Consider the following 12,444-nt stretch of genomic DNA (forward strand, 5'->3'; position numbering starts at 1 on the left):
CGATCTTTAAAATCGAGACTTGGGCTTTAGTGTCTTATACCCCTAAAAATAAAACACATAAAGTAGTTACAAATATAATCTTTTATTTTAATTAGAAAAGATAAAATTTATAAATTATTTATTAATTTGATACATTTTTGGCTACTTTCTTACAGATAACCAATTTAGATATATTGTTTACATCGGTTGTAAAGAAAATATACGTATTTCCACCATCTTTTATTTTGGTTTCTTTTCTGATTTGTGCCACAGTTTTGGGAAAATTTCGGGTAGTAATATTTGCTTTATGATCAGGTAACAGTTTTTTTAGTTTTTTCTTATCATAAGAAATTACGTGTTCAATTTTAAAAACTCTTCCTGGAAAATTAATGAGCGTTTTTGATGTGTATAAGTGTGAGTGTTGCTGTAATTTGTAAATATTTAATTTTTCTGATATTTGATGAAAACCACCAGACTTTAAAATAGCAACATTGGGTTCATATAAATAGGAGAGAGGTTCTGAATATGTGGAGTTTACTTCTTCATTAAAATCAAATTCAAAACACTGGTTTTTAGTTTTTAGAATATTAATTGTTTTAATCTGTATTGTATTTGTGTAATTTTTTTCTAGTAAAAAAAGGACTTCCTTAACTTCGTTATGAAGTGCAACAATATGAATTTCTTTTACATTTTGTAACTCTCTAATGGTGTTTTTGAGATCTAAAATAGGCGAAACTTTTATTAAAATTTGATGGGCTTTTGTAAATAAAAAATCAATTTTAGGTGGAATATATGGCTGACAATCTTTCAACATAAAAACTTTTCCTTTTACATCATCTCTTCTGGAAGGATCTATGTAAATGCAATCGAAAGTTGTGTTATTTTCTTTTAAGTAATCCAAACCATTACCACAAAAAGTATCAATATTTTTGATATGTAATTGTTTGTAATTGTGTTTCACAATGGTTGATAATTCTTCGTTAATTTCACAATGAATTACTTTTTTGAATTGCTTTGAAAAATAATAACAGTCTACGCCAAATCCTCCTGTAATATCAATAATTGAATCACCAGCAATAATTTTTGATTTATAGTTTGCTGTTGTTTCTGATGAGGTTTGCTCAATACTAATTTTTGCAGGATAATAAATGGTATCAGAAGAAAACCAAGTTGGTAGTTTTTTTGTTGATTTTTGTTTTGCAAGTATTTGATTGGCTAATTCTTGAATGGAAATAGTAGCAAAAGGACTTCCTTTTAAAATCAGTTTTGTGATTTCTGATTGTAAATTATCAGTAATAAATTGCTGAACATCCTCATTTAAAATATCAAAATTCAAAAGAAATTATAGGTTTTTGGTTAATGATTTTACAATCTTATTGTCGGCTAAAAACTCTTTTAAAATAACTTTTAAAGCTGTATAAGTTGGTACAGCAGTTATCATTCCTAAAATACCAAATAGCAAACCTCCAATAATAATAATTAAGAAAATTTCTAACGGATGCGATTTTGTTGTTTTTGAGAAAATTATTGGCTGACTTGCAAAATTATCGATAATTTGAGCAATAAAATACCCAATCATTACATAAATAGTTGTTGGTAATATTTCCGTTTGAAAATCTTGTTGAAGATTACTTGTCATCGATAAAATTAACATAATTACAAATCCAATAACAGGTCCTATATAAGGTATTAAGTTTAGCAAAGCACACAAAAATGCAATCACAACAGCGTTTGTAATGCCAAATGTTAACAAGATAATTGTGTATAAAACAAATAAAATTATAATCTGAAAAATAAGCCCAATAAAATATCTTGATAGTAAATCATTAATAGTTTCTAGAGATTTAGAAAATCTACTTTCTGTTTTATCTGGAATTAACGTCATAATTCCATTTTTTAATAATCGATTGTCTTTCATAAAGAAAAACGTAATAAATAATACCGAAAACAATCCAATACTTAAAGAACCAAGTGTTTCTAAAAGATAGTTTAATAAATTAGGAATTGCTTTAAATTGAGATGTTAAATCGATGTTTTTTAGTTCGCCTAAAACATCAATTCCTTTTGATGAAAAGTAGTTTGTAATTTGACTAAAAAGATTTTGAATATCGGTTTCTAATTGATCGATTTGTAAGAGAGATAAATTTCTACCTTGTTCGATTATCAACGGAATAAAAAGTACAAATATACCTGCTAAAACCCCTAACATTAAAATCATTGTGGTTACAACAGCAATGGTATTTGGGAATTTTAATCGTATTCTTAAAAACTTAATAAATGGTCTTGCAATTAAAGAAACAATACTAGCAATTACGATGTAAACAATTACAGATTGAATTTTATATAAAAAAAACAAAAGTAAAACAATGCCTAAAATAATAGCCATTGCTCTTAAAATTCCCTTCGAAATTGTTCTTGATGTCATTAATTATATCCTTTAACTTGGCCCATACTTAATTCACTGCCACTTTCAAAAGTGTGATTTGTTGGTAATAATGTTCCACTTTCTGTAGTAATCCAATTTTCCCAAGTTGCAGAAGTTCCATTCATTCTACCATTTTTTAAATACATTTTATAGCTATTTGGTACAAAATTATCATCTAAAATCCATACGTAAGAATCTCCAGGAGTTGTACCTCCAGATGTGTAGGTAACTCTTAAAACCTCTTGGTTATCAAAATTTTCTATGGTTCTGATAGTTCCATTATCAAATAATTTATGAGGTGCAACCAACCAAAAAGAATCGTTATTAAAGATATCCCAAGCTCTTTTTACAATTTTTTCATCTGTATCTTCTTGTTTTACACCTTCAAAAAAAACGGTACTTTTATCAATATCTTGTGGATATAAATGTACTCGAAAATTATCCCAAGAAACATCTACAATATGGTTTTCTTTATCCCATTTAAAAGCTCTTTTTCCACCAAAACTCCATTCTAAAAATTTAGTATTTTTATAATTTTCGTGTTTAATGGCTTTTAATATTTTGTTTGCTAAAGCATCTGCATTTTCATTGTAGGTTTTTACATTGTTAATTGGTATTTCTAATCCAAATAAAGAAAGGGTGTGATTTGTTGGTAGTTTTATGCCAGATTTTGTGTTTTTAAAATTGGTCCAAGTTGCAGAAACTCCACCAATTGGAATAACGTTCGTCCACATTTTGAACGATGTTGGCATGTAATTATCATCTAAAAACCACAAATAAGAATCTCCAGGAGTTGAGCCACCAGAAGTATAGGTAATCATTAGTGCTTGTTTGTTTTCGTAATTTACAATACTTCTCTTTGTGCCAGCATCAAATATTTTATAAGGTGCAATTAGCCAGAAAGAATCGTTGTTAAAGTAATTTTCTGCTGTTTTTACAAGTTCTTGATTGTTAACTTTTGTATTGTCAACAAAAACTTCGGATTTCTTTGGTTCTTTTGTGTTTAAAATCACCTTGTTTTCATCCCAAGAAACTTCTACAATATTTTTTTGTTTGTACCATTTATAAAAATGAGCATTTCTAAAATCCCACTCAATAATCTCTGTAGTTTCAAAAGCTTTGTGATTTATGGCGTTAAACATTTTAGTTGCCAAAGCTTCTGCTTCTACACCTTGTTTTCCTTGAGGTAATTTTTCGTTTTTAACGAAATAAAAAATAATTCCTGCAACAATAAGTACTACTAGGAGAATTCCTAAAAACTTAAAAAATTTCTTCATTTTACGCTTTCAATTTTAAAACACAAATTTATTACTTTTTAAAGGAACTTATTTATTTTGAAGGTAATAATCTAATATGTGTTTTGGTGTTAAAGTTTTTTTTAAAATAGATGACAATTTTACTCTAGGTTTATCCATGAGTAATATTTATCAATTTAAAATCATTAAAGATCTTTGTAAACTTTTTAGGCAACTCTTTAGAAACCTTTATTTTTTCTTTCGTAAACGGATGTGAAAATTCTAAAGAACCTGCATGCAAATACAGACCTTTTCCGTTTAAAATTTTATCTTCTAAAAAATACATTTTATCACCCAAAATTGGATTTCCAATTGCTAATAAATGTTTTCTTAATTGATGTTTTCTGCCTGTTTTAGGTGATAATTTTACCAAATTTAAAAATTCAAAGCGTTCAGATTTTTCAGTTTGTAAAACTTCAAATTTTGTAAATGCTTCTTTTTCATCAACAGAAAAAATGATTTCTCCTTGGGTTTGTATTTTGCCAATCGCAGTTGCAAAATATGTTTTTTGGATCTCTTTGTTTTTAAATAAATCTCCTAATTGCAGAATTGATGAACTTGTTTTTCCAATTAATAGAAGTCCACTTGTTGGGTAATCTAATCTGTGAATTGGTTGTGGTTTTACAGCATCTATTTGATTACTTTTTTTTAAGTTTTGTGTTAAACCATTTGCAATAGTTACAAATTTATTGCCACTGACTAAAATGCCAGCTGGTTTATAAATAATAGCTAAATAATCATCTTCAAATAAAACTTGTAAATCTAATTTTAACCTTTCAAAAGTTGAGGATTTTTCGGATTCAAACAACTCGATTCTTTCTCCTCCAGAAATATATTTTGAGGTGGTTGCTAAAATTCCATCAATAAAAATCAACTCTTTTTTGATGGCTTTTTTAATACCAGATTTTGTTGGAATCGTTTTAAAGATGCCAACTCCGTATTTTTGAAAACGAATTGGTGTTTCTAATTTTTTGGCAATGTGAGTTTCTATAGTATTCAAAAATATAATAAATTAAAAACGGATTATTTTTAAAAATAATCCGTTCAAATATTCTAATTATTAGAAGTTTTATAGCCTTTTGGTCTTTTAGAACGAATTGGTGCTTTTGGCTCTGATTTCATTTTAAATTCATTCAAATTCAATAATCGAAGAGCTTCTTCAACAGCTTTTTCTAATTGAGGATCTTGACCTGCCAACACTTCTTTTGGTGTTTGGTGCACTTCAATATCTGGTGCAACTCCTTCACCTTCTACAGCCCAATTTCCATCAACATCAAAAAAGCCACCTCTTGGAGCAACCATTCTTCCTCCATCAATAAAAGGAGGAGTATCCCAAGTTCCAACTAAGCCTCCCCAAGTTTTAGTGCCCACTAAAGGACCCAAATTTTTCTCTTTAAACATGTATGGAAGTAAATCTCCACCTGAACCAGCTCTTTCATTTATAATCATCACTTTTGGTCCCCAAATTCCAGCCATTGGTGTTGTCCAAGGTTTTCTGCTTTCGGTTTTACTATTAAAATACCCAACCACTTCTCTAGACATGATATCAATCATATAATCTGCAGCAGAACCACCTCCATTATTTCTTTCATCAATAATAACTCCTTTTTTATCTTGTTGAGAAAAATAATATCTATTGAAAGATGTAAAACCAGGATTGCTAGTATTTGGAACATACACATAAGCTAATTTTCCTTTAGAAAGTTCATCAACTTTTCTTCTATTACTTTCTACCCAATCTATAGAACGCAAACTTCTTTCGCTATAAGTAGGTGTTATTAAAACTGTTCTTGCATCTTTTGTGGATGGTTTATCATTTACTTTTATATAAATCTCTCTTCCAGCAGTTTGCTCTAATAATTTATATGGATTCATTGCTGATGTTAGGGCAACTCCATTAATTTCAATTAAATAATCGCCTTCATTTACATTAATTCCAGGAATTCCTAAAGGCGCTTTGATAGTAGGATTCCAACGTTCGCCTTTATAAATTTTAGCAAAACGATAAAATCCGTCTTTCTTTTCGAAATCTGCTCCTAATAAACCCACAGGAACTCTATCAATATTTGGTAAATCTCCACCAGAAACATACGAATGCCCAATAGCAACTTCACCACTCATAATATCAACTACATAATTCAAATCGCTTCTATGTTTTACATCATTTATCCAAGGAGAATACCATTCGTAAATGTCATTCCAAGGGGCACCATGCACATTATCTACGTATAAAAAATCACGCATATATCTCCAGCCTTCTTTAAAAATTTGATGTGCTTCCGCTTTTGGGTCAACTTTAATTTTAAGATTCGTATTTAAGGTTTCTTTACCAAGTTTATCAGCTTTAGTGCTTTCTAAACTCCAATTCCCGTTTTTAGAAAGTAATATTGATTCTCTATCATTTGAAGCATTCATTGAAGAAACTTCTGTAGCAAAAATGGTAGCTTTTTCTTTAGAAACATCATAAGAATGTAATGTTAATCCACTAGCATTAGGAATAGATTCAGCAATAAAAACTTTATTTTTTGGGCCTTTTAATAATCCAGTATAATTTCTTGCAGGTAAATCTAAAACAACAGCTCTGTCAAATAATCCTTTTTCATCTATAATTGTTTTATTTTCTTCGGATGATTTTTTGTCAGACTTTTTATCTTCTTTCTTGTCTTTTTTATCATCATCTGTTTTCTCTTTTTCTAAAGATTCTTCATCTGTTTTTGGTAAAGTTGGTGCTTTATCTGTAGAATTTAAAACAACTGTATATAAGGCTCTTGTAACACTTGGATCGTAAGAACTCATGTCTAACCAACCAGTTTGCAAACCATAATCTGTACTTGCTAATGTATAAATATACTTTCCTGATGCATCCCAAACAGGTGAAATTGCATCTGCAATTGGATCTGTAATTTGAACAATTTTCTGTGTACTAATTTGGTATGCATAAATAGATTTAAAATTATTATTATTTTGTTTTGCATAGGCTATCCAATCGCTATCTGGAGAAAATTTTGGATTCATCGTTCTGTTTGGATGTGCAAAACCATCTGCATCAACTTTAGTGATTTTTTTATTTTCTATATTGATAATCCAAATTACAAAATTAGTATCTGTATAGGCAATATGTTTTCCATCTGAAGACCAATCTGGCTGAAAGTAAAAAGTAGGATTTGGTAGTTTTATAAATTCTTGATTATCGCCATTTTGATCTGCCAATACTAATTCATATTCTCCATTTTTATCAGAAAACCAAGCAACTTTATCGCCTTTTGGAGACCAAATTGGTGAACGATCTGCTACTCCAGAAGAATTTGTTAAGTTTCTCCACGTTCCATTTTCTTTAGGAATTGTAAAAATTTCTCCTCGATGTTCAAAGATTGCTCTTTTTCCATTTGGGGAAACATTTGGATTTGTTAAGTTTCTTCCAGTAACATTCATCCATCTTGTTCTAGAGTAATTTAAATCCCCTTTAACAGTAATTACAATTTGATTTGTTTCTTTGGTTTCTGGATTTAAAAAATGCAAATAACTTCCTTGTTCGTAAACAATTCCGTTTTTATTGGCATCAATATTTTTAACATCAAATTTCTTGTGAAATGTAATTTGTGTTTCTGTTTTTGTGTTGATGTTATAAGACCAAATATTTGCTGTGTAATCTCTTTCTGAAATATAATATACATCTCCATTAAACCAAACAGGGTTTACATGTCTTTCTCCATCTTTTTGTGGAGTTTTTATCAATTCTTTTGTTTTTAAATCTACAATCCAAATAGGCATTGCTTGGCCACCTCTATAATTTCTCCATTCAGCATCCCAACTTGTAATTGGTGTATAGGCAATATATTTATTGTCTTCAGAAATTTCTCCATAAGCAGCTCTTGGAATTTCAAAAGGTTCTGGCATGCCACCTTCAGTAGAAATCGTATAAAATTTATTGGTTTGTGTAGGTTTAGATTCTCTGTTAGATCTGAATAATATTGTTCCATCTGGAGTCCAACCTTGTACAATATCTGCTGCAGAATGATAGGTTAATCTTTTTGGTTCTCCACCAGTTGCAGCAACTATATAAATATCTGTATTTCCATCATATTCTGCTGTAAAAGCAATCCATTTTCCATCTTTAGAAAATTGTGGATTAGATTCTTCACCTTCATCACTTGTTAAACGAACAGCATTGCCACCATTTATAGGAACTTTCCATAAATCTGCTCCATAAACAAAAACAACATCAGTATTTGATAAGGTTGGTTGTCTTAACAATCTTGTGCCTTGTGAAAAAATAGAATAACTAAAGATTAAAGTAAAAAGAAGGATAATTTTTTTCATAATAAATGCATTTTGATTCATTTTTTAAAGATAAAAAAATCAAATTAAAAATAAGCATGAAAAAAAGTAAAGAAAATCTATTTAGCAAATAACTGCCCAATATCTTGAAAAGCTTTAAATTCTAAAGCATTATTTTCTGGATCTTTAAAAAACATCGTTGCTTGTTCACCCACTTTTCCTTTAAAACGGATACAAGGTTCAATTTCAAATTTTGTGTTGGCTGCTTTTAATCTATCAGCTAAAGAATGCCAATCTTCCCAAGTTAAAACAACACCAAAATGAGGTACAGGAACATCAAAACCATCCACAGGATTTGAGATTCTTTGTGGTTTAAAATCTTCTTTTTGATGAAGTACCAATTGATGTCCAAAGAAATTAAAATCTACCCAACTTTCTGTAGATCTACCTTCAGAACAGTTTAAAATATCTCTGTAAAATGTTCTGCAAGGTTCTAAATTCTGAACAGGAATTGCAATGTGAAAAGGTTGTATCATTTAAAGTAGATTTTAAGAGTCGTTTTTTTGATGGTTGTTTATCAAAATAAAAATACAAAAAATTATATACGTAACAAATCATCATGAATAAAAGTATAGTCTAAAACCTCTTGTATTTTTTTAGAGCTGATAATTTTCCATTCATACACTTCATTTTCTTCAAATTTTGGTACTTCAAAATCATTATTTAATTTTGCCAGTGTATAAAATTCTCTTCTTGTTGGGTGATGATTTGAACAGGCGTTAAAAGTTTCATTCCAGCAATTCTGAGCAATAATTTCTTGAATAATTTCAATACAATCTTCTTTATGAATCATATTTACAAAGCCTTTTGGCTGTGGAATTTTCTTTCCATTTTTAAACCAATTTGCAGGTTGTCTTTCATCACCAAATAAACCCGCAAAACGAATAATTGTAGTCTCAAAAAAAGTGTTTTCTCTAAACAAGTTTTCAATTTCTGTAAGAGGTAATTTTAAAACGGCATCTTCCTCTGTCATTACTTTATTTAATTTTCCATACACAGAAGTAGAGCTTATAAAAATTACTTTTTGGATTGACGATTCTTGTATTTGAGCAATCAAATTTTCAAAACCATCTACATCTTTAGAGGTAATGGCTATAATTAAAATATCAGAATTTAAGAAACTATCATATTCTTCGAAATCGCTAATATCAACTATATAAGGTTCAATACCATTCATTTCTAAAAGCTCTAATTTTTCTTCGGATGTTGTAGAACCTTTTACAGTATACCCTTCATTTATAAAAGAAATTGCAAGGGTTTTTCCTAGCCAACCACAGCCTAAAATGCTTATTGTATTCATATATAATTGATGTTAATTTTATGGAATTATAGCAAAGATACAATGCCTTAATTTAAGATTTTGTTAACGTTTGTACTTTTTGTAAATCGTAAATTTGAGATAATTATAAATTAAATAATTCAGTAATTATGAAAAAAATAATACTATCACTATTTGTAGCGGCTTTTGCTTTTTCTACAAATGCACAAATTAAAACACCAGCACCAAGTCCTGCTCAAAAAATTGTACAAACTGTTGGTTTAACAGATGTAACTGTAGAGTATTCTAGACCTAGCATGAAAGGAAGAAAAATCTTTGGAGGTTTAGAAGATTATGGAAAAGTTTGGAGAACAGGTGCAAATGCAAACACAACACTTACTTTTTCTACAGATTTTATGGTAGATGGTAACACTTTAAAAGCAGGAACGTATGCATTATATACAATTCCTGGAGAAAAAACTTGGGATGTAATGTTATATACAGACGCAACAAATTGGGGAGCTCCAGCAAAATGGGATGAAGCTAAAGTTGCAGCAAAAGTTACTGTAGATGCCATAGAAATTCCTATGAATATTGAAACGTTTACAATTTCTTTTGACGATTTAACAAATAATTCTGCTGTTTTAGGAATTATGTGGGAAAATGTTTATGTGCCTTTTGAGTTTAAAACTCCAACAGAAGAAATGGTTTCTAAGCAAATTACGGCTTTAATGGCTGGGCCTTCTGCACAAGATATGTATGCATCTGCTGTATATTATTTAGAAGCTGGTAAAGATATTAAACAAGCACAAACTTGGATTGACAAAGCTGTTGCAATGACTGCTGATGCTCCAAAATTTTGGTATTTACGTCAGCAATCTTTAATCCATGCAAAAGCAGGAAATAAAAAAGGTGCAATTGCTGCTGCAAAAGAATCTTTAAAACATGCAGAAATAGCTAAAAATGATGGTTATATAAAAATGAACAAAGAATCTTTAAAAGAATGGGGAGCAATGTAAATTGTAACTTTCTTTAAAAAATTAAAAATCTCAAGTTTAAGCTTGAGTTTTTTTTTTGTGCTAACTTTATATTGATTAAATTAGGTGAAAAATACAGAATGAATCTAGCCGTTTTTAGTACCAAACCTTATGATAAAGAATATTTTGAAAAATTCAAAAATGAATATGATATAAAAATCTCTTATTATGAAGCAAATTTAAAACCAAATACAGCAAAATTAACCAAAGATTTTGATGCAGTTTGTGTATTTGTAAATGATGTACTCAACAAAAAAACTGTTGAAACTATTGCTAAAAAAGGCGTGAGATTAATTGCTTTGAGATGTGCTGGTTTTAATAATGTAGATTTAAATGCATGTAAAGAAAATAATATAAAAGTTGTGAGAGTGCCAGCTTATAGCCCAGAAGCTGTTGCAGAACATGCAATGGCACTTATTTTAACATTAAACAGGAAAACGCATAAAGCCTATAACAGAGTTAGAGAAGGTAATTTCTCGCTAACGAATTTAATCGGTTTTAATTTATATAAAAAAGTTGTTGGTGTTGTTGGAACAGGGAAAATAGGAGCTGCATTTTGTAGAATAGCCAAGGGTTTTGGTTGTGAGGTTTTGGCTTATGACATTAATAAAAATGAAGAACTGGAAAAAAATGGAGTGAAATATGTTTCTTTGGAGGAACTTTTTAATAAAAGTGATGTTATTTCGCTTCATTGTCCTTTAAACGAAAAGACAAAACATATTATTGATAAAAGTTCCATCGAAAAAATGAAAAAAGGTGTTTTGTTAGTAAACACAAGTAGAGGTGCATTAGTAAATACCAAAGATGTAATTACAGGTTTAAAATCAAAAAAAATTGCCTTTTTAGGAATTGATGTGTATGAGCAAGAAGAAAATTTGTTTTTTAAAGATTTGTCAGAAAGTATTATTAAAGACGATTTGCTACTAAGGTTAAACAGTTTTCCAAACGTGTTGATTACTTCTCATCAAGCTTTTTTTACCAAAGAAGCTATGACAGAAATAACCACCACAACTTTAAACAATATTCAAGAGTTTATGAATGATGAGAAATTGACGAATGAAGTGAGTTAATACTCCAAACCAATAACTTTTCGAACATCATCTAAAGTTTGCATTAAATCTTTAGAGAATTCAAAAGTCATAATATTACTTTCTTTTTTGTTCTTTCTAATTAAGTGATTAAAATGTTCAGTTTCGTAACTATAACCAATGGTTTCGTAGCCAAAATCGATAGTTTCTTCCTTGTTATTTTTTATGATAGTAACAGTTGAAGGTTCGTGAAATTTCGTATTTATTTTTACGATAGCCTTTTCAAAAGTAAAAATCGCTTCTGTAGGTGTGTTTTCTAATAAAGTGCTCTTTAAATGTGCTTTTGCGTTTTCATACTCAAAAATAATTGAGCAACTAGAATCTGCACCGTTTTCAAAAAACGTAGCTTCTGCTTTGATGTTTTTTGGTTTTCCTAAAGTTGATAATGCAGCAAAAATTGGATAAATACCAATGTCTAACAAACTTCCTCCACCAACTTCTTTTTTAAAAACTCTGCTATCTGTATTATAAGGTGTATAAAAACCAAAATCGGCTTTTAGTTCTTGTAGTTTTCCGAATTTTTCTTGTTGTATTATTTCTAAAACAAAATCATAATGAGGTAGAAAATACGTCCATAAAGCTTCCATTAATAAGGTGTTATTTTCTTTGGCAACAGCAATCATTTCTGAAACATCTTGCAAATTCATAGCAAAAGGTTTTTCGCATAAAACTGCCTTTTTATTTTGTAAACATAAAATAGAATGTTCTTTATGAAAACTATGTGGAGTTGCAATATAAACAGCATCAATATCAGGATCTTTTGCCAATGCTTCATAAGAATTATAGGCTTTTTTTGCATTGTATTTTTTAGCAAAATCATTGGCATTTTCTTGACTCCTAGATGCAACTGCAACTAATTCTGCATCTTCTATAGTTGCTAAATCTGTTGCAAATTTATTAGCTATTTTTCCAAGTCCAATAATTCCCCATTTAATTGTTTTATTTTCCATAATATTTTTTTTTAAATCATTTTTTAATTTAATAATTGCTCAGTGTTTACAAAACGTTATCAAGTTTAATAATT

10 protein-coding genes are annotated in these 12,444 nt (G+C 29.3%); 2 read left to right on the forward strand and 8 right to left on the reverse strand.

Going from position 1 to position 12,444, the window contains the following annotated elements; genetic code table 11:
• Positions 1 to 121: 121 nt before the first annotated feature.
• The 7 genes from LPB03_RS15980 to LPB03_RS16010 all read right to left on the reverse strand — a co-directional run bounded on the left by LPB03_RS15980 (position 122) and on the right by LPB03_RS16010 (position 9,337).
• Positions 122 to 1,315: a class I SAM-dependent methyltransferase gene (locus LPB03_RS15980; protein ID WP_065320636.1), complete on the reverse strand. Its 1,194-nt coding sequence runs from the start codon at positions 1,313 to 1,315 to the stop codon at positions 122 to 124.
• Positions 1,316 to 1,321: 6 nt separating this feature from the next.
• Entirely contained in the window at positions 1,322 to 2,404 is a 1,083-nt protein-coding gene (locus tag LPB03_RS15985) for an AI-2E family transporter (protein WP_065320637.1), read from the reverse strand.
• Positions 2,404 to 3,681: a hypothetical protein gene (locus LPB03_RS15990; RefSeq protein WP_065320638.1), complete on the reverse strand. Its 1,278-nt coding sequence runs from the start codon at positions 3,679 to 3,681 to the stop codon at positions 2,404 to 2,406. The genes LPB03_RS15985 and LPB03_RS15990 overlap by 1 nt, the downstream gene beginning before the upstream one ends.
• A gap of 130 nt (positions 3,682 to 3,811) precedes the next feature.
• Entirely contained in the window at positions 3,812 to 4,699 is an 888-nt protein-coding gene (locus tag LPB03_RS15995) for an RluA family pseudouridine synthase (RefSeq protein ID WP_065320639.1), read from the reverse strand.
• Between the two features lie 53 nt (positions 4,700 to 4,752).
• Entirely contained in the window at positions 4,753 to 8,019 is a 3,267-nt protein-coding gene (locus LPB03_RS16000) for a S41 family peptidase (RefSeq protein ID WP_170324242.1), read from the reverse strand.
• A 77-nt stretch (positions 8,020 to 8,096) separates the two neighbouring features.
• Entirely contained in the window at positions 8,097 to 8,513 is a 417-nt protein-coding gene (locus tag LPB03_RS16005) for a VOC family protein (protein WP_065320640.1), read from the reverse strand.
• A gap of 62 nt (positions 8,514 to 8,575) precedes the next feature.
• Complete coding sequence (locus LPB03_RS16010) at positions 8,576 to 9,337, reverse strand: NAD(P)-binding domain-containing protein (RefSeq protein WP_065320641.1); 762 nt, start codon at positions 9,335 to 9,337, stop codon at positions 8,576 to 8,578.
• A 128-nt stretch (positions 9,338 to 9,465) separates the two neighbouring features.
• On the opposite strand from LPB03_RS16010, the gene LPB03_RS16015 reads away from it, so the two are divergent.
• Both LPB03_RS16015 and LPB03_RS16020 read left to right on the forward strand, forming a co-directional pair.
• Entirely contained in the window at positions 9,466 to 10,314 is an 849-nt protein-coding gene (locus LPB03_RS16015) for a DUF2911 domain-containing protein (RefSeq protein ID WP_065320642.1), read from the forward strand.
• 98 nt (positions 10,315 to 10,412) lie between these two features.
• On the forward strand, positions 10,413 to 11,402 hold the full coding sequence (locus LPB03_RS16020) for a 2-hydroxyacid dehydrogenase (RefSeq protein ID WP_065320740.1): 990 nt from the start codon (positions 10,413 to 10,415) through the stop codon (positions 11,400 to 11,402).
• Here the strand turns inward: LPB03_RS16020 and LPB03_RS16025 are convergent.
• Positions 11,399 to 12,370 (reverse strand): Gfo/Idh/MocA family protein, encoded by a 972-nt coding sequence (locus LPB03_RS16025; protein WP_065320643.1) that lies wholly within the window; start codon positions 12,368 to 12,370, stop codon positions 11,399 to 11,401. The two genes, LPB03_RS16020 and LPB03_RS16025, sit on opposite strands and share 4 nt — an antisense overlap.
• Positions 12,371 to 12,444: the final 74 nt, after the last annotated feature.

It is taken from the genome of Polaribacter vadi (assembly GCF_001761365.1).
Lineage (GTDB): Bacteria > Bacteroidota > Bacteroidia > Flavobacteriales > Flavobacteriaceae > Polaribacter > Polaribacter vadi.